This is a genomic window from Stenotrophomonas sp. YJH_SMC_6, from assembly GCF_059371335.1.
This window is the reverse complement of the sequence record NZ_JCAFUM010000007.1, coordinates 241,121-266,691: the sequence shown is the minus strand read 5'-3', so window position 1 is coordinate 266,691 and position 25,571 is coordinate 241,121. Positions and strand designations below refer to the sequence as shown.

General features: G+C 67.3%; 26 protein-coding genes. 10 read left to right on the top strand and 16 right to left on the bottom strand.

The genetic code is table 11. The features are described from left to right. A partial coding sequence (locus AC5P9N_RS10475; RefSeq protein WP_224481892.1) for an integrase core domain-containing protein occupies nucleotides 1-135 on the top strand: 135 nt, incomplete at its 5' end. A gap of 129 nt (nucleotides 136-264) precedes the next feature. Here AC5P9N_RS10475 and AC5P9N_RS10470 read toward each other — a convergent pair. After that, nucleotides 265-1,521, bottom strand: a complete 1,257-nt coding sequence (locus tag AC5P9N_RS10470) for an MFS transporter (RefSeq protein WP_012478788.1) — start codon at nucleotides 1,519-1,521, stop codon at nucleotides 265-267. 124 nt (nucleotides 1,522-1,645) lie between these two features. Next, on the bottom strand, nucleotides 1,646-2,272 hold the full coding sequence (lepB, locus tag AC5P9N_RS10465) for a signal peptidase I (RefSeq protein ID WP_005407648.1): 627 nt from the start codon (nucleotides 2,270-2,272) through the stop codon (nucleotides 1,646-1,648). Between the two features lie 175 nt (nucleotides 2,273-2,447). Here lepB and AC5P9N_RS10460 point away from each other — a divergent pair, with 175 nt between their 5' ends. Both AC5P9N_RS10460 and AC5P9N_RS10455 read left to right on the top strand, forming a co-directional pair. After that, a complete protein-coding gene (locus AC5P9N_RS10460) occupies nucleotides 2,448-2,849 on the top strand; it encodes a hypothetical protein (RefSeq protein WP_005407647.1) in 402 nt (133 codons plus the stop codon). 3 nt (nucleotides 2,850-2,852) lie between these two features. After that, the gene (locus AC5P9N_RS10455; protein WP_004153636.1) at nucleotides 2,853-3,299 is read left to right on the top strand and encodes a 3-dehydroquinate dehydratase; all 447 of its coding nucleotides are present in this window, start codon (nucleotides 2,853-2,855) and stop codon (nucleotides 3,297-3,299) included. A gap of 380 nt (nucleotides 3,300-3,679) precedes the next feature. Here the strand turns inward: AC5P9N_RS10455 and dcp are convergent, their stop codons facing one another. The 3 genes from dcp to arfB form a co-directional block, all read right to left on the bottom strand. Next, complete coding sequence (gene dcp, locus AC5P9N_RS10450) at nucleotides 3,680-5,836, bottom strand: peptidyl-dipeptidase Dcp (RefSeq protein ID WP_012478784.1); 2,157 nt, start codon at nucleotides 5,834-5,836, stop codon at nucleotides 3,680-3,682. 111 nt (nucleotides 5,837-5,947) lie between these two features. Further along, nucleotides 5,948-6,550 carry a lysophospholipid acyltransferase family protein gene (locus AC5P9N_RS10445; protein ID WP_005407645.1) on the bottom strand — a complete coding sequence of 201 codons (603 nt, stop codon included), beginning with the start codon at nucleotides 6,548-6,550 and terminating at the stop codon, nucleotides 5,948-5,950. Nucleotides 6,551-6,554: 4 nt separating this feature from the next. Next, on the bottom strand, nucleotides 6,555-6,986 hold the full coding sequence (arfB, locus tag AC5P9N_RS10440; RefSeq protein ID WP_005407644.1) for an alternative ribosome rescue aminoacyl-tRNA hydrolase ArfB: 432 nt from the start codon (nucleotides 6,984-6,986) through the stop codon (nucleotides 6,555-6,557). 133 nt (nucleotides 6,987-7,119) lie between these two features. On the opposite strand from arfB, the gene AC5P9N_RS10435 reads away from it, so the two are divergent. Then, nucleotides 7,120-7,647 (top strand): DUF2059 domain-containing protein, encoded by a 528-nt coding sequence (locus tag AC5P9N_RS10435; RefSeq protein ID WP_099485213.1) that lies wholly within the window; start codon nucleotides 7,120-7,122, stop codon nucleotides 7,645-7,647. A gap of 76 nt (nucleotides 7,648-7,723) precedes the next feature. Here AC5P9N_RS10435 and AC5P9N_RS10430 read toward each other — a convergent pair whose 3' ends face one another. Both AC5P9N_RS10430 and AC5P9N_RS10425 read right to left on the bottom strand, forming a co-directional pair. Then, the gene (locus AC5P9N_RS10430) at nucleotides 7,724-8,464 is read right to left on the bottom strand and encodes a pseudouridine synthase (protein WP_164212752.1); all 741 of its coding nucleotides are present in this window, start codon (nucleotides 8,462-8,464) and stop codon (nucleotides 7,724-7,726) included. A gap of 155 nt (nucleotides 8,465-8,619) precedes the next feature. Further along, nucleotides 8,620-9,207: an O-methyltransferase gene (locus AC5P9N_RS10425; RefSeq protein ID WP_099474635.1), complete on the bottom strand. Its 588-nt coding sequence runs from the start codon at nucleotides 9,205-9,207 to the stop codon at nucleotides 8,620-8,622. A gap of 165 nt (nucleotides 9,208-9,372) precedes the next feature. On the opposite strand from AC5P9N_RS10425, the gene AC5P9N_RS10420 reads away from it, so the two are divergent. The 4 genes from AC5P9N_RS10420 to AC5P9N_RS10405 are packed head-to-tail and all read left to right on the top strand — an operon-like array spanning nucleotide 9,373 to nucleotide 12,505. Next, the gene (locus AC5P9N_RS10420) at nucleotides 9,373-9,984 is read left to right on the top strand and encodes a PIG-L deacetylase family protein (RefSeq protein WP_099474633.1); all 612 of its coding nucleotides are present in this window, start codon (nucleotides 9,373-9,375) and stop codon (nucleotides 9,982-9,984) included. After that, complete coding sequence (locus AC5P9N_RS10415) at nucleotides 9,984-11,123, top strand: glycosyltransferase family 2 protein (protein WP_012478777.1); 1,140 nt, start codon at nucleotides 9,984-9,986, stop codon at nucleotides 11,121-11,123. Before AC5P9N_RS10420 ends, AC5P9N_RS10415 begins: the two co-directional genes overlap by 1 nt. Then, nucleotides 11,110-11,715, top strand: a complete 606-nt coding sequence (locus tag AC5P9N_RS10410) for an LbetaH domain-containing protein (RefSeq protein ID WP_164212753.1) — start codon at nucleotides 11,110-11,112, stop codon at nucleotides 11,713-11,715. The genes AC5P9N_RS10415 and AC5P9N_RS10410 overlap by 14 nt, the downstream gene beginning before the upstream one ends. Before the next feature lie 4 nt (nucleotides 11,716-11,719). Further along, a complete protein-coding gene (locus AC5P9N_RS10405; RefSeq protein ID WP_060380409.1) occupies nucleotides 11,720-12,505 on the top strand; it encodes a YaiO family outer membrane beta-barrel protein in 786 nt (261 codons plus the stop codon). 52 nt (nucleotides 12,506-12,557) lie between these two features. Here the strand turns inward: AC5P9N_RS10405 and ubiB are convergent, their stop codons facing one another. Beyond that, on the bottom strand, nucleotides 12,558-14,213 hold the full coding sequence (gene ubiB / locus AC5P9N_RS10400; RefSeq protein ID WP_059034153.1) for a ubiquinone biosynthesis regulatory protein kinase UbiB: 1,656 nt from the start codon (nucleotides 14,211-14,213) through the stop codon (nucleotides 12,558-12,560). Next, nucleotides 14,210-14,845, bottom strand: coding sequence for a ubiquinone biosynthesis accessory factor UbiJ (locus AC5P9N_RS10395; protein ID WP_049449322.1), 636 nt, complete (start codon nucleotides 14,843-14,845; stop codon nucleotides 14,210-14,212). Before AC5P9N_RS10395 ends, ubiB begins: the two co-directional genes overlap by 4 nt. Before the next feature lie 427 nt (nucleotides 14,846-15,272). Between AC5P9N_RS10395 and ddlA the strand changes: the two genes are divergently transcribed. Further along, a complete protein-coding gene (gene ddlA / locus AC5P9N_RS10390) occupies nucleotides 15,273-16,367 on the top strand; it encodes a D-alanine--D-alanine ligase (protein WP_099485237.1) in 1,095 nt (364 codons plus the stop codon). A 76-nt stretch (nucleotides 16,368-16,443) separates the two neighbouring features. Here the strand turns inward: ddlA and AC5P9N_RS10385 are convergent, their stop codons facing one another. The 3 genes from AC5P9N_RS10385 to oleC form a co-directional block, all read right to left on the bottom strand. Further along, nucleotides 16,444-16,599, bottom strand: coding sequence for a DUF1328 domain-containing protein (locus tag AC5P9N_RS10385; RefSeq protein WP_005407633.1), 156 nt, complete (start codon nucleotides 16,597-16,599; stop codon nucleotides 16,444-16,446). An 81-nt stretch (nucleotides 16,600-16,680) separates the two neighbouring features. Beyond that, entirely contained in the window at nucleotides 16,681-17,673 is a 993-nt protein-coding gene (gene oleD / locus AC5P9N_RS10380) for a 2-alkyl-3-oxoalkanoate reductase (protein ID WP_099485216.1), read from the bottom strand. Beyond that, the gene (gene oleC, locus AC5P9N_RS10375; protein ID WP_024956304.1) at nucleotides 17,670-19,328 is read right to left on the bottom strand and encodes an olefin beta-lactone synthetase; all 1,659 of its coding nucleotides are present in this window, start codon (nucleotides 19,326-19,328) and stop codon (nucleotides 17,670-17,672) included. The genes oleD and oleC overlap by 4 nt, the downstream gene beginning before the upstream one ends. 104 nt (nucleotides 19,329-19,432) lie before the next feature. Between oleC and AC5P9N_RS10370 the strand changes: the two genes are divergently transcribed. Beyond that, nucleotides 19,433-19,864 carry a YkgJ family cysteine cluster protein gene (locus AC5P9N_RS10370; RefSeq protein ID WP_005407630.1) on the top strand — a complete coding sequence of 144 codons (432 nt, stop codon included), beginning with the start codon at nucleotides 19,433-19,435 and terminating at the stop codon, nucleotides 19,862-19,864. 114 nt (nucleotides 19,865-19,978) lie between these two features. Here the strand turns inward: AC5P9N_RS10370 and AC5P9N_RS10365 are convergent, their stop codons facing one another. The 4 genes from AC5P9N_RS10365 to AC5P9N_RS10350 form a co-directional block, all read right to left on the bottom strand. Then, a complete protein-coding gene (locus tag AC5P9N_RS10365; protein WP_088435791.1) occupies nucleotides 19,979-20,869 on the bottom strand; it encodes an alpha/beta fold hydrolase in 891 nt (296 codons plus the stop codon). Between the two features lie 94 nt (nucleotides 20,870-20,963). Beyond that, nucleotides 20,964-21,980: a 3-oxoacyl-ACP synthase III gene (locus AC5P9N_RS10360; protein ID WP_049429808.1), complete on the bottom strand. Its 1,017-nt coding sequence runs from the start codon at nucleotides 21,978-21,980 to the stop codon at nucleotides 20,964-20,966. Nucleotides 21,981-22,083: 103 nt separating this feature from the next. Then, nucleotides 22,084-22,401, bottom strand: a complete 318-nt coding sequence (locus AC5P9N_RS10355; RefSeq protein WP_005407628.1) for a DUF4156 domain-containing protein — start codon at nucleotides 22,399-22,401, stop codon at nucleotides 22,084-22,086. A 178-nt stretch (nucleotides 22,402-22,579) separates the two neighbouring features. After that, entirely contained in the window at nucleotides 22,580-25,429 is a 2,850-nt protein-coding gene (locus AC5P9N_RS10350; protein WP_062606354.1) for a M16 family metallopeptidase, read from the bottom strand. Nucleotides 25,430-25,571: the final 142 nt, after the last annotated feature.

Genomic DNA, 25,571 nt, shown 5'->3' with positions numbered 1-25,571 from the left:
TCCTCGGACCAGCGCAATTCCGTGCTGACCCAATGGCTGCACCACTACAACTGGCACCGCCCTCACATGGGGATCGGTGGCCAGCCACCTATTTCCAGAGTCCTGCTGAACAACGTGGTGGGTTTACACAGTTAGTCGACTATCGCGCGCAGCGCGGGGTTTTCGCGATCTGATGGAAGAGCAGTCGACTAACAGTCGACTCTACCTCGGCAAACCCGCCACACCGTGGTTGCCGGCCAGCGGCCGGCACTACCGTGCGTTGGGTCACGCCGTGACCGGCTGCGGCGCGCGCTGCTGCAGCGCCCAGACGATGCCACCGCCGATCAGGGTCAGCACGGCGGCGAACGCACACACGCCAAGCCAGTCCCAGGCTGCATAGGCCAGGCCACCCACACCGCCCAGCACGCTGGACCCCAGGTAGTAGGCGAACAGGTACAGCGCCGAGGCTTCCGCACGCATCGCGCCGGCGCGGCTTCCAACCCAGCTGCTGGCCACGGAATGACCACCGAAGAAGCCGAAGGTCACCAGTGCGATACCCAGCGCCATCGTGCTCAGCCACGGCATCGCCAGCAGCGCGATGCCGGCGCCGATCAGCGCGAACGAGATCGACAGGATGCGGCCGCGTCCGTAGCGCGTGGCCTGCTGGCCCATCCACGCCGAACTGAAGGTACCCACCAGATAGACGCTGAAGATCAGCCCGACCACGGTCTGGCTGAGATGGTAGGGCGGCGCCAGCAGGTGATAGCCCAGGTAATTGTAGAGGGTGACGAACACGCCCATCAGTACGAACGAGGTGGCGAACAGCCACGGCAGGCCCGGGTCGGCGAACAGCGTGCGCCAGCGCGACGGCAATTGGCGCAGGCCGCCGCGACGTGCATGGAAGTGCCGCGACGGTGGCAGCTGCAGCCACAGCAGCACGGTGCTGGCCACGGCGATGATCGAGACCACGCCGATGCCCCAGCGCCAGCCCCAATGGTCGGCGATGATGCCGGCCAGCAGGCGCCCGCTCATGCCACCGATGGCGTTGCCGCCGATGTACAGGCCCATCGCCAGGCCCAGCGCGCGGCTGTCCATTTCCTCGACCAGGTAGGTCATCGCTACCGCCGGCACGCCGCTCAGCGCCAGGCCAAGCAGGGTGCGCAGCACCAGCAGCGTGGTCCAGTCGTCCACCAGCGCGGTGCACAGCGACAGCATGGCCGACGCCAACAGCGCAACGATCATCAACGGGCGACGGCCGACCGCGTCGGACAGCAGGCCGGCCAGCAGCATCGCCACCGCCAGCGTGCCAGTGGTCAACGACAGCGACATCGCGCTGCCGGCGGCGGACACGCCGAAGTGACGGCTGAACTCGGGCAGCAGCGGCTGCACCGTGTACAGCAGGCCGAAGGTGGAGAAGCCGGCCAGGAACAGCGCCAGCGCGGTGCGGCGGAAGGCCGGGGTGCCCTGCTGGATGCGGGTGTCGGTGCCGGTATCGAGAGTGGAGGGACGGCCTTCAACGGCCGCCGCAGTTTCGCCAGTCATGGAATCGAAGGGCCGGTGGGGACGGCCGGGCGTGGGAGGGAACGGGCCTCAGACTAGGCCCGTCCATCCAGTCGATCCATAACCTGATAAGTCAGGATTGATACTCAAGAAGTATCAATTCAGCTTACAGGCGCTGCCACTCGAAACCGTCGCCGCGGCGGTAGTACACCGCCACCGCACGGCCGTAGACCTTGTCGGCATCTACGAAGCCGAAGAAGCGGCCATCGAAGCTGTTGCCACGGTGGTCACCCAGCACCAGCACCTTGCCGTCCGGCACCACCAGGTCGGCGATGTCCGGGCCGCCCCCCATGTCCAGATCGAGGCTGGCACGGCGTTCACCGAAGGCTTCCACATCCTGCAGGTCCGCAGTCTGCAGCGGCTGGCCGTTGATGGTCAGGTGCCCTTCGTGCAGCTGCACATGGTCACCGGCCACTGCGGCAACGCGCTTGATCAGGCGGGTGCCGTCGGCTGGCGAATCGAATACCGCCACTTCGCCGCGCTGCGGCGTGCCGGTGGACATCAGTTCCCTGCTGGTGAATGGCAGGCGCAGGCCGTAGGCGCGCATGTCCACCACCACCCGGTCGCCGGGCTGCAGGGTCGGCTGCATCGAACCGCTGGGCACCACGTAGTGGTTGGCGAGGGTATCGCGGGCGGCGGCGAGCAGGCCAAGCATCACCAGCAACGGCAGCGCCTCCTTCTTCAGCCAGGCCAGCGCGCGATCGGAAAAGGGAGGGCGGGCAACGGCGTCCATGGCAGGCTCCGGGTGGGTGGTAGCTGCATCAGACCACACACGGGGGGAGAGGTTCCCGGTAGTGCCGGGTTACGCAGGTTTTACGCGCGGGACCGGCCGCGGGCATCGCACCTTTACGGCCAGCGCGCGCATCGTGTGCCCACCGCGCCGCAGGGCGCATTCCGCAAGGTGTTGTATGACCCTCCTGGTGATCCGCCACGCATCTTCGTCCGCGCCGCGCCCGCAATTGCCGGCGCAGCTGAACGGCCATCGCGTGCTGTGCAGCGACTGCGCCAGCCTGTCCGAAGTGCGCCAGTGCCTGTGCCAGCCGCAGGCGCGTTCGGCCGACTGGGTGCTGCTGGATGTCGGCGTGGCCGACGAGGCGCAATGGCAGGCCGAGGGCGGTGCGCTGCAGGCGGCGCTGGAACGGCTGCCGGCGCAGTACATCGAGTTGCAGGCACCCAGCGAGCCCGGCCTGGAGGCGCGCCTGCGACTGCAGCATGGCCCGGCGGCGGTGGTCATCGACCAGCGCAGCCAGCAGGCCGGTTATCCGTTGTCGCTGGCCATCGTCGGCCGCCGCCTGGCGCAGGAGGGCTGAGCCATGTCGATCTTCATCATCCGTGGCCCGGAAGCCGCCGGTGCGCTGATCCGTACCGCCATGCCGCTGCCGGCACCGGTACTGAAGTCGTTGGTGCACCGGGCGATCGACGCCGGCACCAGCGTGGCGATACGCGCCTGCGGCTCGGAACAGGAACTGCTGGACGCCCTGCGCGTGGCCGACCACAGCCGTGGCGAGGTGACGCTGCTGGACCCGGGTGCGTGTGCCAACAGCCTGCGTCTTCAGCGCCTGCTGCCCTACCTGCACAACGCCTACGTGGAAGTACATGACGACGGCGCGGTGGCCGAGCCGTGCCTGCCGGCCGGTGTCGGCCAGCGCCTGGGCATTGCCGCCGGGTACGGTGCGCAGAGCTATGTGCTGGCGCTGGACATCGCGCTGGATCACCTGGGCCTGGCCGAACAGGCCAACCGGGTACACGTGGGGACGTGATGGCCGGGCTGTGCCCGGCACCCGGTAGTGCCGGCCGCTGGCCGGCAACCTCAACAGCAACAGCAACAGCCAAAGCCGGTTTCCTGGGGGATGGCGGGGTGGGTCCGGTTGCGGGGACGCTGCAAGTACGTCCCTGTAAGCTTGGCCGCGGCATCCATGCCGCGGACACCCCCGCAACCGGACCCCCCCCGCCTTCGACAGATCTCCGCGAACTGTCGGAACAGCATGGCCTGCTTCTGGTGGGTGTCGACCTTGGTCGATACATGGATCCACGCCATGCGTGGATGAGCGGCAAACTGCGGAATCTGTCGATGGTATCGATTCAACGAAAAACGGCGGGGTTTCCCCCGCCGTTATTTCTTTCGTACTTCAGGTCGCGCTTATTTCAGCCCGCGGAACTTCAGCAGCGGTTCCACCGACGGGTCCTTGCCGCGGAAATCGCGGTACAGGGTCGACAGCTCCACGCTGTTGCCGCGCGAGAGGATCTTGTCGCGGAATTCCTGGCCATTGGCGGCGGTCAGGCCACCGTGTTCGGTGAACCACTGGTAGGCGTCATGATCCAGCACTTCGGCCCAGAAGTAGGCGTAGTAGCCGGCCGAGTAACCGCCACCCCAGATGTGGTCGAAGTAGGTGGTGCGGTAACGCGGCGGCACCTGCGGCAGGTCGACCTTGAACTTCTTCAGCGCGCTGGCTTCAAAGGCGCCGACGTCCTGCAGCGGCGCGTCGGCCTTCTGCGTGTGCCAGGCCAGGTCCAGCAGTGCGGCCGACAGGTACTCGGTGGTCGCATAGCCCTGGTTGAAGCTGCGTGCCTTGAGGATCTTGTCGACCAGCTCCTGCGGCATCGCCTCGCCGGTCTTGTAGTGCTTGGCGTAGTTGGCGAACACCTTCGGGTCCAGCGCCCAGTGCTCGTTGAACTGCGACGGGAACTCGACGAAGTCGCGCGAGGTGGCGGTGCCGGCAATCGACGGATACTTCACGTTCGAGAACATGCCATGCAGTGCATGGCCGAACTCATGGAACATGGTGGTGACGTCGTCGAAGCTGATCAGCGCAGGCTGGCCGGCGGCCGGCTTGGTGAAGTTGCAGACGTTGTAGACCACCGGCTTGGCGCCGGTCAGGCCGTCCTGCTCGACGAACACGTCCATCCAGGCGCCGCCGGACTTGCTGTCACGCTTGAAGTAGTCGGTGTAGAACAGGGCCAGCGAGGTGCCGTCCTTGTCGAACACTTCGTACACCTTCATGTCCGGGTTGTAGGTCGGAATGTCGGTACGCGGCTTGAAGGTGATGCCGTACAGCTGGGTGGCGGCGTAGAAGACGCCGTTCTGCAGCACGTTGTCCAGTTCGAAGTACGGCTTGATCTGCGACTCGTCCAGATCGTACTTGGCCTTGCGCACCTGCTCGGCGTAGAAATCCCAGTCCGAGGCGGCGACCTGGAAGCCGCCCTTCTGCGCGTCGATCACCTTCTGGATCTCGCCGGCTTCGGCGCGCGCCTTGGCGGTAGCGGCCGGCACGGTGTCGGTCAGCAGCTTCAGCGCGGCAGCCGGGGTCTTGGCCATCTGGTCGCCCAGCTGGTAGTCGGCGAAGGTGTCGAAGCCAAGCAGCTTGGCCTTCTGCGCACGCAGCTGGGCCAGGCGCTGCACGGTCTGCCGGGTGTCGTTGGCATCGCCACGCTCGGCGCGGGTTTCCGAAGCCTTCAGCACGGCGGCACGCTGGTCACGATCACTCAGCGAGCCGAGCACCGGCTGCTGGGTGGTGTTCTGCAGCGGCAGCAGGAACTTGCCATCCAGCTTGCGCTCCTTCGCTGCGTTGGCGGCGTTGTTGATCGCATCCTCGTCCAGGCCGGCCAGCTTGGCCTTGTCGTCAACGACAACGGCCGCAGCGGCGGTAGCGGCCACCAGGCGGGTGTGGAACTGGGTGGAAAGGGTGGTTTCTTCCACGTTGAGCTTGCGCAGCGATGCCTTGTCGGCGTCGGACAGCTGTGCGCCGGCGCGCACCAGGCCATCGTAGTAGTGCTCGACCAGGCGCTTCTGCACCGGATCCAGTTCAAGCGTGTCGCGCTGGTCATAGATCGACTTCACGCGCGCGAACAGCTTCGGGTCGAGGTTGATCTCGTCCTGGTGCGCAGCCAGCTTCGGCGCCACTTCTTCCTGGATCTTCTGGCGCGCATCGTTGGTATCGGCCTGGACCAGGCCGAAGAAGATGCGCGACACGCGGGTCAGGGTCTCGCCGCTGCGCTCCATCGCCACGATGGTGTTGTCGAAGGTGGCCGGCTCGCTGCTGTCGGCGATCTTGCGAACGTCGGCCAGGTGCTGGCGCATGCCTTCTTCGAAGGCCGGCAGGTAGTCGCTGTCCTTGATCTTGTCGAACTGCGGCGCCTGGAACGGCAGCGTGCTGGCGCTCAGCAGCGGATTGGTGGAGGCTTCGGCCGGCTGCTGGGCCGGGGCTTTCTGGGCATCGGACACGGGGGTGGACTCCTTGCCGGAACAGGCCGCCAGCGCCAGGCTGATGGCGGCGGCCAGGACTACGGTACGCGACATGTAAAACGCTCCTTGGGCAGACGGTATGGAATACCAGCCCTCCACCCTACTCCTGTCGCGCTCGCCCGGCATGTGCCGGACGTGGCGTCTATGCGACGGCCTGCGGCCGGCTCAGACCGTGCCGCGGGTCTTGCCGATCCACGGCCGGTAGAACTCGCGGATGGCGGCCATGTCGGCAGCATCGTCGCCGGTCGGCTGGAACAGCGGGCCGATGCCGATGGTCTTTTCCGGGTAATGGAAATAGGCGGCCAGGATCGGCACGTCGGCCATCCGGGCGATCTTCAGGAAGCCGGCCTTCCACTCCTTCACCGCCTTTCGGGTGCCCTCGGGGGTGATGGCGAACCACATCTTCTCGTTGTTGCGCAGCAGGTCCACCGCCTGGCCCACCGTGCCCTGCGGCGAGCTGCGGTCCAGCGGGATCACGCCCAGCTTGTGCAGCAGCGGCCCCAGCGGCCACCAGAACAGCGAGGCCTTGCCCAGCACCTTCACCTTCATGCCCAGCGCGATCTTGGCCGCCATGCCCCACAGGCCGTCCCAGTTGGACGAATGCGGCGCGATGATGAACACCAGGCGCGGGATGTCAGGCAGGGTGCCGGTCACCTTCCAGCCGCCCATGCGCAGGGTGCAGCGCGCCAGCCAGCGCAGGAAGGCGTTGGGTTTGACCTGTGGCATCTGCGGCGGCACGGCCGGCAGCAGCGGAGTCGGGTTGTTCAAGCAATCACTCCCAGTCACGTGATGAGCGCCCGCGCTTGATCTGCGCGCGCCCGCGTTTGGCGTCCAGACGACGCAGTTTCGACCCGAGGGTCGGCTTGGTGGCCTTGCGCGGTTTGGGCACGCTCAGCCCGGCCTGGATGAAGGCCGCCAGCCGCTCGCGCGCATCCTCGCGATTGCGATCCTGGGTACGGAAACGTTGCGCGTCGATGACCAGCACGCCTTCGCCGGTCATGCGCCGGTCACGCCGCGCCAGCAGGCGCGTGCGCAACGGTTCGGGCAACGAGGGCGAGTTGGCCACATCGAAACGCAGTTCCACCGCAGTGGAGACCTTGTTGACGTTCTGGCCACCGGCACCGCTGGCACGCACGAACCGCTCGACGATCTCGCCGTCGGGGATTTCAAGCTGCGCGTTGATGGTGACCGGTCCACTGCCCATCCGCGCATTGTAGCGGCAGCCACGTGTCGGAGTGCGCATCGCGCGCCGTATGCCGCCGATCAGGTACCGAACACGCCGCCTTCGCCTTGGCTGCGGGTATGCTGGCCGTCCCATGTACCGCAGGAAGCTTCGCATGACCCGCTCCGCACCCGCCCTGCCCTCCCTGCTGCGCCGCGCCGCCCTGCTGCTGGCGCTGGCCGTGGCCAGTGTCCCCGCCCTGGCCGCGCCGCCGACCGATGGCGACATCAACCGTCTGCTGTCCGCGTCACGTGCGCAGAGCATGATCGACACCATGCTGCCGCAGATCGAGGCGATGCAGCAGCAGCAGTTCCAGCAGGTGGCCGCACAGCGCCAGCTCAATGCCCAGCAGCAGGAGCAGCTGAAGCGGATCCAGGCACGGACCAGCCAGACCCTGCGCCAGGCACTGTCCTGGCAGCAGCTGCGGCCGATGTACGTGGACCTGTACAAGAAGACTTTCAGCAGGGAAGACGTGCTGGCGATGGCCGAGTTCTACGAGAGCGCGGCCGGCCAGAGCCTGCTGGACAAGACCCCGGCCCTGATGCAGAACGTGATGGTGGCGATCCAGGCGCGCATGCAGCCGCTGTTCGCGGACCTGCAGAAGGACCTGGAAGCGATCGTCAACGAGCCGGAAAAGAAGTGAGGTCGTGCCGGCCGCTGGCCGGCAACCTCGTACGGTTGGGATCAGGCAGATGCCGGCCAGCGGCCGGCACTACCGTCTATAGGTCCACCTGCCAGCCGAACAGGTCCAGCGCCTTCTGGAACTCACGATCCAGCGGCGCACTGACATCCACGTTGCCGCCCTCAGGATGCGGGAAGCGCAGGCGCTCGGCGTGCAGCAGCATGCGGTGCACGCCCTGCATGCGGAAGATGCGGTTGTGGCGGCCATCACCATGGCTGGTGTCGCCGATCATGTGATGCGACAGGTGCTTGAGGTGCCGGCGGATCTGCCGGAAGCGCCCGGTCTGGGGCTGGCAGCGCAGCAACGCATAACGCGAGCTGGTGAATTCACCGACCGGCACCGACAACTCGCCGGTGGCCAGGCGCTGGAAGTCGGTGACCGCCGGCTTTTTCACCGGCTTGCCCGGGCCGCCGTCCAGATCATGATCGACCTGCCAGGCGAGTTCGGCCGGCCAGCCCCGGCAGACGGTCAGGTAGTCCTTCAGCACCTCGCCACCCATCAGCGCCTTGCCCAGCGCACTGGCGGTCTCGCGGTCAAAGGCCAGCAGCAGGCAGCCACTGGTGGCCCGGTCCAGGCGATGCACGAGGAAGATCGGGCGGCCCAGCTGCTCGCGCAGGCGGTCGGCCAGGAAGTCGTCTTCGCCACGGGCCAGCTTGCTGTCGTGGACCATCAGCCCGGCAGGCTTGTTGACCACAGCCAGGCGCTCATCCAGGTGCAGCAGCTGCAGGGGCGCGGTGTAGGTCTCGACCGCGGCGAGGGTGGCAGGTTCGGTGCTCACGGCGGAATTATCGGGGCTGGGTACTGAATGCGGTAGAGCCGGCCGCTGGCCGGCTGCCTGCGGATCGTCTGGCTGCTGGGCTTGCCGGCCAGCGGCCGGCACTACCAGATCAGGCGCGGCCGGCACTACCGGATCAGGCGCGGGCAGCGCGGCGGTCAGGCGTTGCGTACGGCCAGCAGCTCGCCGTTGCCCACCGGCACCAGGCTGGTGCTGAAGTCCGGATCAGCGCCCAGCAGCACGCACAGCGGCTCCATCTCTTCCGCGTGCGAGGTGGCGTTGTCCACCACCAGCAGGCCACCCGGACGCAGCACGCGGCGCAGCTGCGGCCACCAGCCGGCGTATTGCCCGCGGTCCGAATCGAGGAACAGCAGGTCAATGCTGGCATCGGCGGCCTCTGCCAGCCACGGCCCGGCATCGTCGTGGACCAGCGTGATGCGATCGGCCAGGCCACTGCGCGCGAAGGTGTCACGCGCCATCGCCGCCTTGTCCTCGGCGTATTCCAGCGTAGTCACGTGGCCGTCGATGGCGGCGGCGGCCTCGGCCAGCCACAGCGTCGAATAGCCGTTGGAGGTGCCGATCTCCAGTACGCGGCGCGCAGTGCCGAAGCGCACCAGCACCGCGAGGAATTCGCCCGTATCTGGCGTGATGTTGAGCATGCGGCGGCCGCGTTCGACTTCACGGGCGTCGTTTTCGGCACCGAAGTGGGCCAGTTCGTTCTTCAGTTCCGACAGTTCCAGGGCCATTTTCCGCTGAGCTCGCCATGACGCAGCGTCCATTCTTACCCGAATCCCGGAATTTCGTATGAATCCTAGAGCTGCTGCATTTTCACGCTGAGATAGTTTCCGCCTCCTTCGCGCGGGGACAGCATGCCTGGCCGCCGCGCACCCGGCTTCCGCTAGGACACGGCCATGACATTGAACATTCTGGCAATCGGTGCCCATCCAGATGACATCGAACTCGGTTGCGGTGGCAGCCTGGCAAAGCTCGCCCGCGCCGGCTCACGCATCCATGCACTGGTACTCAGCCGCGGCGGCCGGGGCTGCCACGCCGGCGTCGATCGCAGCGATGAATCGCATCGCGCCCTGCGCCGGCTCGGGGTGGCCGAGGTGATCCAGCAGGATTTCCCGGACACGCGATTCCCCGCCTGCCGCAACGACATCATTGCGTCGATCGAACAGATCTGCACGCTGATCGAACCAGACCGCATCTACACGATGTGTGGTGAGGATCATCACCAGGACCATCGCACCGTTCACGAAGCGTCGATCATCGCCTGCCGCCACATTCCGCAGATCCTCTGTTATGAGAGTCCCAGCACCCTGCCGCAGTTCGCGCCGCAGGTGTTCGAGGACATCAGCGCGCAGCTGGAGCTGAAGATCCACGCGCTGCGCGAGCATGCCAGCCAGGGCGATCGCCACTACATGCAGGAAAGCCACCTCCGCTGCCATGCGCAGTTCCGTGGCCAGCAGATCGGCATCGGTCCCAGCGAGGGCTTCCTGCCCTACCGTCTGGTGCTTTGATGAAGACGCTGTTGTTCCTGGCCATGTGCGCTTTCATCCTGGTACGAATCTGCGTGCAGGCCTCGCGCCGGCCCAGCACCCGCCTGTACAGCATCGACGCGATCGTGCCGGCCTACAACGAAGCCCCATGCCTGGAGCGCTCGCTGGCCAGCCTGCTGGAAAACCCGTACGTGGCGCGGGTGATCTGTGTCAACGATGGTTCCACCGACAACACGGCTCAGGTGCTTGATGCGCTGCAGGCGCGCTGGCCCGGGCGCCTGGTGGCCGTGCACCAGGCCAACACCGGCAAGGGCGGTGCGCTGATGCACGGGCTGCAGCACGCAACCGCCGAGCAGGTGTTCCTGACCGATGCAGATACCCATATCGATCCGCGCAGCCATGGCCTGGGTCATCTGCTGGCCGAGATCGAGCGCGGCGCCGATGCGGTTGGCGGGGTCCCCTCGTCCAGCCTGCAGGGCGCCGGCTTCCTCCCCCATGTGCGCGCCAGCCTGAAACTGCCGATGATCGTGATCAAGCGCAGCTTCCAGCAATGGCTGGGCGGCGCACCGTTCATCGTTTCCGGCTCGTGTGGCCTGTTCCGTACTTCGGTGCTGCGCAAGGTCGGATTTTCCGATCGCACCCGCGTGGAAGACCTCGACATGTCCTGGTCGCTGGTTGCGCAGGGCTATCGGGTTCGCCAGAGCATCCGCTGCGTGGTCTACCCGCAGGAATGCAACACGCTGGTGGAGGAATGGCGGCGCTGGCGACGCTGGATCGTCGGCTATGCGGTATGCATGCGCCTGCATCGCCGCCTGCTGCTGACACGCTTCGGCATTTTCAGCATCCTGCCGATGATGCTGCTCGCCCTGGCCGGCATCATGCTGTCGCTGCAGGTATGGTTCGGCGCGGCCCGGCTGCACGGACCGGGTGGCCTTGCCCTGTCGGTGATGCCGCTGTTCTGGACCGGCATCGTCATGCTGCTGGCAGTGATCAGTGCCATCCACCACCGACGCGCGTGGCTGGTGCCGGCGGCGGCCTTCTCGATGCTGTATGTACTGCTCGCCTATGCGATCTGGCTGTTTCATGGCCTGGCGGGGCTGTTCACCGGCCGCGAACCCGTGCGCGACAAGCCGACGAGGTACCCGCATGTGGTGGAATGACCTCGCCGCGATGGCCGAGGCACTGTCGACACTTGCGCCCCACACTGATCCCGACGCGGAGGTCTCGCCACGGGCCACCCTGCACGGCGCCGTACGGATCGGTGCCGGCAGTCGCATCTGCGACGGCGCCCATGTCCAGGGTCCGGTGTCGATCGGCCGCGACTGCCTGATCGGCAACAACGCACTGCTGCGCGGCCCGCTGTGCATCGGTGACGGCACGCGTATCGGCTTTGCCAGCGAACTGAAGAACGCACGGTTGGGCAGCCAGGTCAGCATCGGCCCGCAGTGCTTCATCGCCGACAGCCGCATCGATGACCGGGTCTATCTCGGCACCCTGGTGCGTACCAGCAACCATCGCCTGGATGGGGCAACGGTCACCGTCCACATCGGCGACACCGTCATCGACAGCCAGCGCGACAAGCTCGGCGCCTGGATCGGCGAAGGTGCCGCGCTGGGCGTCGGCGTGATCATCCTGCCCGGCCGCATCGTCGCGCCGGGAAGCCAGTTCGGGCCGCGCATCACCGTGGAACGAAACCTGCCGCCCGGCCGCTACCGGCTGCTGCAGTCATTGCATTCCCAACCCCTGGAGTAACCCCATGCGATTGATCATCCGTGGCGCACTGCCATGCGCCCTGCTGCTGGCTGTCTGCAGCGCCCACGCCGGCGTCGACCGTGTCACGGTGCAGCTGGACCATGCCGACTACAGCGATGGCTTCGGCAAGCGCGACGTACAGACCGTGGACGTGGCCGGACGCAGTGGCGGCAGCCGCTGGCACCTGGGGTTGGCCCATGGCGAGCGTGACTACGGCAGCAGGCGATTCAGCGGCAACCGCATGCAGGGCTCGCTGCACCATCGCTGGAGCCCGCGCCTGTCCACCCGCACCGCTGTCACGGCATCCAACGATGATCCGGTGTTCGTCAACCGCCAGGTCAACCAGGACATCCAGTGGAACGTGACACCGCAGACCGTACTGAGCGTGGGCGGCAAATACGCCCAGTACCATGCCGGCGCCCATGTGAGCGGCTGGTCGGTGGGTGCCTCGCATTACTTCCCGCGCGTGACTGCCTCACTGCGCCACGAGCGGCACCGCCAGTCCAATGGACCGGATGGGCATGGCACCACACTGTCGCTGCGGCTGAAGGATGGGCAAGGCCGTGGTTCGACCCAGCTGTGGCTGGGCAGCGGCACGTCCGGCTATACCGCCGAGTCCGATCCGCTGCTGCTGCGCGAGCACGATGCACGGCGTGCCTTCCTGCGCCGCAGCCAGCCATTGGGTGAGCATCTGGTGCTGGACGTGGGTATCGGCAAGACCTGGCACAGGACGCGCCTGGACAGCTTCCAGAGTGTGCAGTCGCACCTGGGCCTGGGCTACCACTGGTGAGCCTGTAATTGATCGGCGGCGTACCGTGCCGCCGATCTTCAATCTGCCGGGGTCAGCGCCACCACGCGCGCGCCAGCGCCACCACGCCGACCGCACCGGACAGCCAGCTCCACGCCGGCACGTCGCCCCAGTACCAGCCCGGCGGCTGCAGCACATACATCAGTGCAGCGATGGCGAGCAGGCCCACACCGGTGATCGCGCCCACGGCGCGCTTCTGCAGGCGCTGCAGGCTGGCGTCGAGCGCGACCAGATCGCGCGAACGCATCGCCAGTTCGTGGCGGCCTTCCACCTGCTGGGTCAGCCAGGCGTGCACCAGCCGCGGCATGTCCGGCGCATGGGTCATGATTTCCGGCAGGCGCTTGCCCAGCTCGCGCACCACCCGGCGCGGGCTGTAGCGCTCGCGCAGGATCTTCGCCAGCACCGGCTTGGCCACCGCCCAGATGTCGATCTGCGGGTCCAGCTGGCGGCCGACGCCCTCGATGTTCAGCAGGGTCTTCTGCAGCAGGATCAGCTGCGGCTGCAGCGTCAGCTGGTAGCGCTGCGCCACCCGGAACAGCTTCATCAGCACTTCGGCCAGCGAGATCTGCGACAGCGGACGGGTGAAGTACGGCTCGCACACTGAACGCACGGCCGCTTCCAGATCGTCGATGCGTACGTGGTCGGGCATCCAGCGTGCCTGCACGTGCAGTTCGGCGATGCGGCGGTAATCGCGGTTGAAGATGGCCATGAAGTTCTCGGCCAGGTAGTACTGATCTTCCTGCGAGAGCTGGCCCATGATGCCGAAGTCCAGCGCGATGAAGCGCGGATTGGCACGGCGCGCCGGATCGGTGTCGACCCAGATGTTGCCGGCGTGCGCATCGGCGTGGAAGAAGTTGTCGCGGAACACCTGGGTATAGAACACCCGCACGCCCTTGGCGGCCAGCGCCTTGCGGTCGATGCCGGCCTTGTCCAGTGCAGCGATGTCATCGGACGGAATGCCCCAAACGCGCTCCAGGGTCAGCGCGCGCTCGGCGGTGTGGCTCCAGATCACTTCCGGCACGTACAGGTCGTCGCTGTTTTCCCAGAAGCGGCGCAGCACGCTGGCGTTGGCGCCTTCGCGCTGCAGGTCCAGCTCGGCGGCCAGGGTGTTCTCGACCTCGGCCACCACTTCGCGCGGCCGGATCTTGTCGGCGCGCGGGTGGGTGCGCTCGACCAGCGCGGCCAGCGAATTGAGCAGGGCAATATCCGCGTCGATCTGCTTCTCGATGCCCGGTCGAAGTACCTTGACCACCACCTGGCGACCATCAGCCAGCGTGGCCGCGTGCACCTGCGCGATCGAGGCCGAGGCCAGCGGTTCGGTGTCGAAGCTGGCGAAGGCCTCGCTGACCGGCAGGCCGAGCGCGTCCTCGACGATGCGGCGCGCGGTCTCGCCATCGAACGGCTTGACCCGGTCCTGCAGCAGGGTCAGTTCGTTGGCCACGTCCGGCGGCACCAGGTCGCGGCGGGTGGACAGGATCTGGCCGAACTTGACGAAGATCGGGCCGAGATCCTGCAGCGCCAGGCGCAGGCGCGCACCGCGCGACTGCGAAGCGATGCTGGCCGAGGCGCGCGGCACGAACGGCTTGGCCAGGCGCAGCCAGCGCTCGGCCGGCGTGTCCTGCAGCAGGTCGTCGAGGCGGTAACGCAGGATCACCCGGCCAATGCGGCTGGCCCGCAGCACGGCCTTCATGCGGCACCCCGCAGGCGCTGCACGCGTGCACCAAGGCGCTCCACGTCATCGCGCAGCACATCCACGTCGTCGTGGAAGGCATCCAGCTCGGCGCGCGGCACCACATCGCGCGACTCCTCGGTGATGAACTCAGCGGCGCTGTGGGCCAGATCGATCGCCCCCTGGCGCGCGTGCTGCAGGGCGCTGCGCAGGGTGTTGGCGACCTGCACGCCCAGTACTTCGCCGAATACGCTGACGAAAGGCTGCTGCCAGTCCGGATCGAAGCCCTTGGCCAGTTGCTGCAGGCGGCGCGCCAGCTCGGCATCGCCGGCCACGCGCACACGGCCCTTGCCGTTGTTGTCGCCGCGTCGTGCGTTGGCCAGCAGTGGCAGCTGCGCCAGCACGCCGGCCAGGCTGCTGCGCACGGCCAGGTCGGCCTCCTGCGCATCCACCGGGCCGACCCGCAGCTGGTCGCCGTCGACGCTGATGCGCATCGCCAGCGCCGGCGCTTCCAGGGTCAGGTCGATATGCCGGCCATCGAGGCTGGCCAGTGCATGGCGGGTATCCGGATCCAGCGCCAGCGCGCGGTTCAGGGCGATCTGCAGGGCGCGGCCAGCGACCGGCTTGAGGGACTTGAGCAGGGAGAGAGCCATGTGCGCATTCTACCTGCGTGGGTGGGGGGCTTGGGCCGGGCTGCCGGGCTGCCGGGCTGCCGCCCGGCACCCGTGGTAGTGCCGGCCGCTGGCCGGCAAGATCAACATCAAAAGCTGGCTATCCGTGGGATGGCGGGGTGGGTCCGGTTGCGGGGGACGCTGCAAGTACGTCCATGTAAGCTCGGTCGCCGCATCCATGCGGCTCACGCCCCCACAACCGGACCCACCCCGCCTTCGACAGTTTCCTGTCGTCCGTGGGGTCGGATCCCGTTGTAGCGCAACGGGCTCCGACCCCTGTTGATGGGCCATGAGGACGGTAGATCCACGCCATGCGTGGATGGATTTCTGGTTCATCTGTGCCTCACGCGGTGGGCCGATGAAGGTTCATGCTATGGGGCCACGCAACGCACAGGACATCGCATTCCCCATGGCACGGACCCGGGTTGGCATCATTTTCGGGGGCAAGTCCTCCGAGCACGAAGTTTCGCTGCAGTCGGCGAAGAACATCCTCGATGCGCTTGATCGCGAGCGCTTCGAGCCGGTGCTGGTCGGCATCGACAAGCAGGGCCAGTGGCATCTGAGCCAGCCGGATACCTTCCTGATCAATGCCGATGATCCATCGCGCATCGCGCTGCATCGCTCGGGCCAGTCGCTGGCGATGCGCCCGGGCGCCGAGCAGGCGCAGCTGCAGCCGTCCGATACGGCCAGTGCGCTGGGCCAGATCGATGTGGTGCTTCCGATCGTGCACGGGCCACTGGGCGAGGACGGTGCGCTGCAGGGCCTGCTGCGCATGGCGAACCTGCCCTTCGTCGGTTCGCCGGTACTGGGCTCGGCGGTGGCGATGGACAAGGACGTGACCAAGCGCCTGCTGCGCGACGCGGGGCTGCAGGTGGCGCCGTGGCTGTGCATCCGCCGCCATCAGGCCGCGGAGGTGGATCCCGATGCAGTCATCGCCCAGCTCGGCCTGCCGCTGTTCGTGAAGCCGGCCAACCAGGGTTCGTCGGTGGGTGTGAGCAAGGTCAAGGATGCGGCGGGCTTTGCCGAGGCACTGGCATTGGCGCTGCGCTACGACCACAAGGTGCTGGTGGAATCGGCGGTGGTCGGCCGCGAGATCGAATGCGCGGTGCTGGGCAACGAGCACCCGCAGGCCAGCGTATGCGGCGAGGTGGTGGTGCACGACGAGTTCTACGCCTACGACACCAAGTACATCAATGCCAATGGCGCTGACGTGGTGGTGCCGGCCGACATCGACGCCGCCACCCAGGCGCGTATCCAGCAGATCGCGCGGCAGGCCTACCAGACGCTGGAGTGTGCGGGCATGGCGCGCGTGGATGTGTTCCTCACCGCAGACGGCGAGATCGTCATCAACGAGGTCAACACGCTGCCGGGCTTCACCCACATCAGCATGTACCCGAAGTTGTGGGGCGCCAGCGGTGTTGACTACACCACGCTGATCACGCGCCTGATCGAACTGGCGTTGGAACGCCATGAGGCCGATCGCGGGCTGCAGAGCGCTGTGTAACGTGGTGATCGCACGCAGAGTCGAGCATGGCTCGACTCTGCGGACAGCGATGCCGGCCAGCGGCCGGCACTACCGGCTAGCCTCGCTTGCGGAACATCGAGATCACCGCAAGGATCAGGAACACCACGAACAGGATCCAGGCGATGTTCGTTGCGGCGCCGGCGATACCGGAGAAACCCAGAACGGCGGCGATGATGGCGATGACAAAGAAAATGATGGCGTAATGCAGCATGGCGCTCCTCGCGGGTGGTCGAGCCTTGGATGGCGTGGGTCCATCCTCCCGATCCTGCGGTGTGCAACCAGTGATGGCGATCTATGCAGCAGATGAAGCCTTCAGCCTGCGCAGTCCCTCTTCGATGCTGACCTGCGGCACGTAACCGAAGTCTCGGCGCGCCGGCTCCATGCTGTACCAGTGCGGCGTGCACAGCTGTTCGGCCAGGAACCGGGTCAACGGCGGTTCGCCGCGCAGGCGCAGCAGCGGCCACAGCCTCTCGCAGATGGCGCCGATACGGTAGGCGGTCTTGAAGCTGATCGCCTTGTCCACGGCCGGTGCACCCACCGCCTGCAGCAGCTTGTTGACCAGCTCGCGCATCGGCAGCGGTTCGCCGTTGGAAATGAAGTAGGCCTTGCCTGTACATGCGGCACCGGGCGCCAGTGCCTCGAAGGCGAGGAAGTGGGCAAGCGCGGCGTTGTCGATGTAGGTGGTATCGACCTTGTTGCTGCCATCGCCCACCAGGCGCAGGCGGCCCTGTCGTGCACGTTCGGCCAGGCGCGGTACCAGCTGCTGGTCGCCAGGGCCCCAGATCAGGCGCGGACGCAGCGCCACCGTCGCCAGCGACGCGTCATTGGCCGCCAGCACGCGCTGTTCGGCAATCGCCTTGGTGGCCGCATAGGGCGCCTGGAGATCTTCGCCGTACGGCACCTCGTCGGCGCCGAGGCCTTCCACCGGGTGGGTGGCCCGGTGCGTCACGCTGGGCGTGGAGGTGTAGACCAGCCGGCCGATACCGTGCGCACGGCAGGCGGCGATGACGTTGTCGGTGCCGACCACATTGGCCTGGTGGTAGCTGTCATAGCTGCCCCACGCACCGGCCTTGGCACCGTTGTGGAATACCGCATCGACGCCGGCCACCGCATGCAGGACCGCCTGCGGGTCGGCCAGGTCGCCACGGATCTGGCCCACGCCCATCACCTGCAGCTCCGGGTAATGGCTGCGGTTGAACGCCAGTACCTGGTGGCCACGTTCGACCAGCCCGCGGCACAGCGCCTGGCCAAGGAACCCACCACCACCGGTGACCAGGATCTTCATGCGCGCTTCTCCAGTTCGGCGCTGGCCCAGACGGCGAGCTTCTCGCGGCCGATCTTGGCGTTGTGACGGATATCGACGGGGAACGCCGGATGCACCAGGAAGTGCTGCAGGCCGGCCTCAGGCGTGCGCGCTGCGGCATGCGCACGCAGCGCTTCCTGCAGCGCCGGGCTGTCGGACTGGCCGCGCAGCAGTTCCACGCACAGCACCGGCACCTGCGCACCGGCGGCGCCGACACCGACCAGCGCGGTGCGCGCCACGCCTGCGACGGTGTTGAACACCGGCTCGACCTGTTCGGTGTACAGCGGTCCGCGCGCGGTTTCCACGCGCTGCGTCTTGCGCCCGCAGAACCACAGGCGACCCTGCGCATCGAAGTAACCGACGTCGCCCATGCGATGCACCACGCGGGTGCTGCCATCGGCCAGCGTCTCGCGGATCTTCGCTGCAGCCGTGGCCTGCGGGCGGTTGAAGTAGCTGTCGGTGGCGGTCGGGCCAGCCACCGTGATTTCTCCCACTTCGCCAACCGCCAGCACGCGCGCCTGCGACCAATCGGCCAGCGGCGCGTCATCGATGGCGATGATGCGCACTTCGTTCGGCGCCACCACGCTGCCCACGCAGGTGCCGGCGCCGGCCTCGGTGGCGGCGCGCGTGCGTTCCAGCTCGCGGCCTTCGACCACCGCCACCGGCAGGCACTCGGTGGCGCCATACGGCGTCCAGAACTGCGCGTCGGCCGGCAGCAGGCTGCGGATGGTGGCGACCACGTCCGGTGGCACCGGCGCACCCGCCGAGGTCACCCGGGTCACCGTCGGCAGCGGCCGGCCATGCTTCGCCAGCACCCGCATCAGCGCCGGCGAGCCGAACAGCTGGGTCACGCCGAAGCGCTGGATGGCGTCGTGCAGGCGCGCCGGGTCGGCCTGCGCCGGTCGGGTCGGGTCCATGTCCGGGATGACCGAGGTCAGGCCCAGCGCAGGATCGAACAGGGCGAACGGCGGGAAGGTCGGCAGGTCCACCCCGCCCGCTTCCATGCCGAAGGCGCTGCCCAGCAGCTGGATCTGGCCGACGAAGTGGCGGTGGCGGTAGACCACGCCCTTGGGCACGCCGGTGGAGCCGCTGGTGAACAGGATCGCGGCCATGTCCTCGCCGTCGGTGGCGGCCAGCATCGGCCCACCCTTGGCGCCGGCGCGCTCCAGCGCGGCCAGCGTGGTCCCGCCCCAGCCGAGGCGGCGGCCCACGGTCACCAGGCGCGCCGCCGAGGGGGCCCAGCGCAGCACCAGCCGCGCCACGTGCGCCAGCGGAATGCCGATGAAGGCCTCCGGCTGCGCCTCGTCCAGGCACTGCTTCAGCGCGCGCCTGTCGATGCCCGGGTCGACCAGCACCGGCACCGCGCCCAGCTTGAACAGGGCAAACATCAGCAGGAAGAACTCCGGCGACGGCCGCACCATCACCACCGTGCGCACTCCACGGCCGATCCCGTAGCCGGCCAGGCCGGCCGCCATGGCGTCGCTGCGGGCGTCCAGCTGGCGGTAATCCAGGGTCACGTCGTAGGCGGCCATGCCGTTGCCGGCGCCACGGCGGCCAGGGCAGCGGATGGCGATCTGATCAGGCCGTTCACGCGCCAGTTCAGGCAAGCGGGCGGCAATATTGCAGGGTCGGTTCATCCGTTCATTGTCGCCGCTTACGGAATTTCTTGCGCGGCGGCCCACTTCGTGGAAAATCCGCACCCTCGTTCCTGATTCCGACTGCCGCCCGAGGCGGCTTGCCCATGCAACATCCCTGCATGACCTGCGGCGCCTGCTGCACCCAGTACCGCGTGGCCTTCCACTGGATGGAATCAGACGAGGTCACCCCCGGCGGCGTGCCGCACCAGCTCACCGAGGTGCTGGACCCGCACCGCCTGTGCATGCGCGGCACCCATTCCAAGCCGGTGCGCTGCGTGGCGCTGGATGCGCAGATCGGCGTGTATTCACGCTGCACCATCCATCCCAACCGGCCCAGCGTGTGCCGCGAGGTGGATGCATCGTGGGAGTACGGCAAGGCCAGCCCGCAGTGCGACAAGGCGCGCATCGCCTATGGCCTGGATCCGTTGACGCCGGCCGACTGGCGCTGGCGCGATGACGCCGACAATGACGACGACCATCCGGACGACAACGGCAACAGCCCTTCCTCGCCGCCGCAGGCGCCGGTCGCCGCGTAATGGTAGTGCCGGCCGCTGGCCGGCAACCTCATCAACCCTTCGGGTGTGCCGACCCACGGTCGGCACCCACCGGAAGAGGAAGGGGTGGGTGCCGACCGTTGGTCGGCACACCGATCAGATCGGGTTGGCGTCCAGGAACGCGCGGATCTCCGGCACCAGCACCTCGTGCTTGTCTTCCAGCACGTAGTGGCCGGCGTCCTCGAACGCGTGTACCTGGGCCCGCGGCAGCGCGGCCTGGAAGCCCTTCAGGAAGTGGTGGTCGAACACGAAGTCGCGCAGGCCCCAGCCGAGGAAGGCCGGCCGGTCGGCGAACGACGGCAGCGCCTTGCCGGCACGCTCCAGCAGCGACCACGCCTTGTCGGCCGGCGACAGCGGGATGTCCTGCATGAAGCGGATGGTGCTGATGCGGTTGGCCCAGCTGTTGTAAGGCGACACGTAGGCGCGGCGCACGTCGGCCGGCATCTTCCGCTCCACGCCCAGCCACGAGGCACCGGAGGAGAACGCGTTGAAGGTCCGGATGATCCACTCGCCGATCTTCCAGTGGCGGCCCAGCGCGATCTGCCACGGCATCTTCTTCGCCGCCGGCATCGGGAATGCAGCGGTATTGAGCACCACCAGGCGCTTGACCTGGTCGTGGTGCGACAGCGCCCAGCCGAAACCGATCATGCCGCCCCAGTCGTGCACCGCCAGGGTCACCGGGCCGGTGATGCCCAGATGCTTGAGCAGCGCATCGAGGTCGTCAACGCGCGACTGCAGCGTGTACTCGTAGCGGCTGTCATCGGGCTTGTCCGACAGGCCCATGCCGATGTGGTCCGGCACGATGCAGCGGTACGTGTCCGACAGGCCGGCGACCAGCGTGCGCCAGTAATAGCTCCACGACGGGTTGCCATGCACCATCACCACCACCTCGCCGTCGCGCGGGCCTTCGTCGAGATAGTTCATCGACAGGCCGGGGCGTACCTCGAAGCGCTGCGGGTGGGCGGGGTAACCGGGAAGCTGGGACATCGGATCGCACCTGTAGAAAGGGCCGGTAAACCGGCCCTTGAACACTTGGAAAAATCATCGCTGCCCGTCGTGCAGCAGGTCAGCGGTGACTCTTTTACCAGACCACTTCAGCCATCGAGCAGTTCAGGCCCGAGCCGATACCCAGAAGCGCGATGCGATCGCCCTTCTTCAGCTTGCCCAGCTGCTTGAGCTTGCTCAGCACGATCGGCACCGAGGCCGGGCCGATGTTGCCGTGCTCGCCGAAGATGGTCATCACCTTCTTCGGGTCGATGCCGAAGTTCTTGATGAACGCCGCGGTGTGCGGCTGGCTGACCTGGTGGATCACGAACTGGTCGAGCTCTTCCACGGCCCAGCCGAGTGCGATCTTGGCGGCGCTGAAGGTCTTCTGTGCCAGCTTGATGCCTTCGATCAGCAGCAGGCGGGTGTCGGTGACCATGCGGTCCAGGTTGCCCAGGCACAGCTGGTTCCACTCGGTGGCCGAGCGCGTCACGCCGCCCTTGTAGCGCGGCGCGTCCGGCACCAGCTCCGAGCGCGCCATCACCATCGCCGCGGCACCCGAACCGGTGGTCAGGGCGGCCAGCTCGTTGCGGAAATCGTCGGCGGTGACGTCCGGGGCGGTCATGCGCTCCAGGGTCTTCTCGTACACCAGGTTGGCGGTCTCGCCGTCCACCACCAGCGCGTAGTCGATGTCACCGCGCTCGATCATGCGCGCGGCGATGTCCATGCCGTTGATGAAGGCCAGGCAGGCATTGGCGACGTCGAAGGTCATGCACTCGTCGCTGACGCCGAGGTTGCCCGAGACGATGGAAGCCGTGGACGGCTCCAGGTAGTCGCGGCTGACCGAGGTGTTGACCAGCAGGCCAACCTGCGTCGCATTGATGCCTGCGTCTTCCAGTGCCTTGCGGCCTGCCATGGTGGCAGCGTCGGACGCCAGCACGCCGTTGTCCCACAGGCGGCGCGCGTGGATGCCGGCGATGTCGCCGAGCACGTCGGTGCGGATACCCAGGCGATCCAACGTCGGCTGCAGGCGTTCGTTGATTTCCTTTGTGGTCAGCGTATGCGGCGCGTCGACGTGTGCCAGGCCGGCGATCGAGACATTCTTGAAGAGCATCGAGGTTAGCGCCAAGGCTCAGGCAAAAGGGGGCGCTATTCTATAACCCCCGGGGCCTTCACCGCATCTTTACGAATTCAGCCTTGGCCGTATGGTGAAGCGTTCAGCGCGGCGGGCACTGGAATGCGGCGAAGCGCTGGCTGCCATCGGCCGGGGCCGCGGCGGCCTGCACGGCATTGGCGCCGGCGCTCGGGGCCTCGTTGCGGGCCAGGGTTTCCAGCTCTTCCTGCACGCGCAGCGGGTTGCGGTTGTAGAAGCCGACCTTGCTCTTCACGGTCACCACCACCTCGCCCTTGGCAATGCAGCCAGCGGGAACCGGGCCTGCCGGCAGCACGCGGGTCGCCTTGCCGGCCGGTTCGATCGGCACCCAGGTACAGGCGGTGACGGTGAGCAGCAGGGAGGAAAGCAGCAGAACGCGCATGGGCAGATCCTGGAAGGGTATGGAGGGATTCTGCCTGAACCGCCTGAATCGGGGGTAGCCGGTGGGGGAACGGATCCCCCGCAGGGGGTTGTGACCCCGCCTTCGGGTCACGGCGTTGCCGGCCAGCGGCCGGCACTACCTGGGGAGGCCTGCCCGCGGGGGCGGGCAGGCGCATCCCTCATTTCTTGACCGGGTTGCCTTCGGCGTCGATCACCGTCACCTCGCCCAGGTTCAGCGCACGCACGGCCGCTTCGGTCTGCTTGAGATCACCCACCACCACCCAGGTCAGCGCCTGTGGCTTGATCTCGGCGGCGGCCTGCTGCACCTGCGCCGGGGTCATCGCCTCGATCTCGGCCTTGCGACGCAGCACGTAGTCGTCCGGACGCTTGAACTGCACGATCGAACCGATGGTCGAGGCGACCGCGCTGGCGGTCTCGTAGGCACCGGGCAGGCTGAGGGTCTGGATGTTGCGGATGCGGTTGACCTCGGCGGCGGTGGCCGGCTTGCTGCCATCGGCGAACGCGGCGATTTCCTTGCGCATTTCCGCCATCGCCGGGCCGGTCTTGTCGATCTGCACCGGCGCGCTGGCCATCCACGGGCGCTGGCCCACCGAGTTGATCGCGCTGCTGCGCGCACCGTATGACCAGTGCTTGTCCTCACGCAGGTTCATGTTCAGGCGCGAGGTGAAGTCGCCGCCGATCACGCCGTTGGCAATATCGAAGCGGGTCGAGCTGGTGGCGCTGGACGGCGCCACCACCTGCCCTGCGAACAGGTTGGCCTGCACCGCACCCGGCTGGTCGATCAGGAACACGCGCGGGCCCTTCGGCAATGCCACATCGGTGGCGGCCTTCACCTGCGGGGCGTCGCCCGCAGCCTTCCAGTCGCCCAGCTGCTTGTCCAGCAGCGGCACGATCTCGGCCAGGGTGGTGTCACCGACCACGATCAGGGTGCCGTTCTGCGGCCGCAGCCAGTCGTGGTGGAAGTCGACCAGGTCTTCGCGGGTCAGGCCGTTGATCGCTGCTTCGTCACCGCTGCCGGTGAACGGAATGGCATACGGGTGGCCCTTGCCGTACAGCAGCGGCGGCAGCACGCGCATCGCCACCGCACCCGGGTTGACCTTCTCCTGCTGGATGCCGGCAATCCAGCTCGCCTTGACCCGGTCGATCTCGCCCTGCTCGAAGCGCGGTTCGCGCAGCAGGTCCCGATACAGCGCCAGCGACGGTGCCAGGTTTTCCTTCAGCGCCGACAGGTCCACGCTCATGGAGTCCAGGCCGGCCGAGGCATCCAAGCTGGCGCCCAGTGCGTCTGCGGCATCGGCGAAGGCCAGCGAGCCGAGCTTGCCGGCGCCTTCGGTCATCAGGCTCATGGTGAAGTTGGCGGTGCCCGGCTTGCGGCCCTGGTCGGCGCTGAAGCCACCCGGGAACTGGTAGCTGAACTGCACCACCGGAATCTCGTGGCGCTCGGCCAGGATCACCTGGGTGCCGTTCTTCAGCGTGGCGCGCTGCAGCGCCGGGAACTTCAGCTGCGGGAACTCGCGGGTCTGCGGTACGCCGGCCTTGCGGTCCACCTGCTCGGGCAGCGTGCTGTACTTGGGGTCCACCGCCGGCACGTTGAACGGCTTCGGCGCCTGGCTCGGGTCTTCCTTCAGCGCCACGCGCTCACCCGGTGCAATCACCAGGGTGTGGCTGCCCTTGTCCAGCCACTGCGCGCCCAGACGGCTCAGATCAGCAGCACTGGCCTTCTCGATGTTGGCCAGCGAGGTGCGGAAGCAGCCCGGGTCGCCGGTGAACACCGCGCACTCGGCCAGTGCGTCGGCCTTGCCGCCGAAGCCGCCGATGCGTTCGATGCCGCGGATGAAACCGGCGCGGGCACCGGTCTTGGCGCGTTCCAGCTCGGCCGCGGTCGGGCCCTGCTTGATCAGCCGGTCCAGTTCCTCGTCGATGATCTTCTCGACCTTGGCAGGGTCCTGGCCCTGCTTGACCGTCGCCATGATCACGAAGTTCGAACCCAGCTGCGACGTCGACAGGCCTGCCGCGATGCTGTCCACCAGCTTGTCCTGGTGCTGCAGGCGCTGGCTCAGCCGCGAGGACTTGGCGCCGCCCAGTACCTGCGCGAACAGCTGCAGCTGATCGACCTCGGTGGTACCGACCTGCGGCACGTTCCAGGCGCGGTAGATACGCGCCTGCGGCACCTTGTCGGTCATCGTCTCGCGCGTATCGGTGCTGCGCTTGGCCACGTTCACCGCCGGCTGCGCCATGGTCGGGCCGGCCGGGATGCTGCCGAAGTACTTGCCAACCTTTTCCTTGGCGGTGGCCAGGTCGATGTCGCCAGCCAGCACCAGCACGGCGTTGTTCGGGCCGTACCAGGTGCGGAACCAGGTCTTCACGTCATCCAGCGACGCCGCGTTCAGATCGTTCATCGAACCGATCACGCCGTGGTGGTACGGGTGGCCAACTGGATACAGCGCCTTGTTGAGCTGGTCCCAGGCCTGGCCGTAGGGCTGGTTCTCGCCCTGGCGCTTCTCGTTCTGCACCACGCCACGCTGCTCGTCCAGCGCCGCCTGGTCGATCGCACCGACCAGATGGCCCATGCGGTCCGATTCCATCCACAGCGCCATGTCCAGCGCAGTGGTGGGCACGTTCTCGAAGTAGTTGGTGCGATCGGTATTGGTGGTGCCGTTCTGGTTGGTGGCGCCGACCTGCTTGAACGGCTCGAAGAATTCGCCGTCGTGGTTTTCGCTGCCCTGGAACATCAGGTGTTCGAACAGGTGCGCGAAGCCGGTGCGGCCGGCCGGTTCGTCCTTGCTGCCGACGTGATACCAGACGTTGACCGCGACGATCGGCGCCTTGCGATCGGTGTGCACGATCACGCGCAGGCCGTTGGGCAGGGTGAACTGCTCATACGGGATATCGACCTTGGCCGGTGCGGCCGGCTTTGCCGCCAACGCATGGGAAGGCACAAGCGTGCCCAGGGCGGTGCTGAGGGCAACGGCCAGCAGCGCAGTGCGCGGGCGAAGGGCGAGAGACATATCCGGATCCTTGGTCACATAGGTGAACCCCGATCCTAGCGTGCGCGCGCAACGGCAGGAATCGGTCGCCAGTCACTGGGGGTGTTTGCCCCTGTGCGCCATCCGCAGCGCCGATCTGCCCTGTCCGAGCCGTCACAAGCAC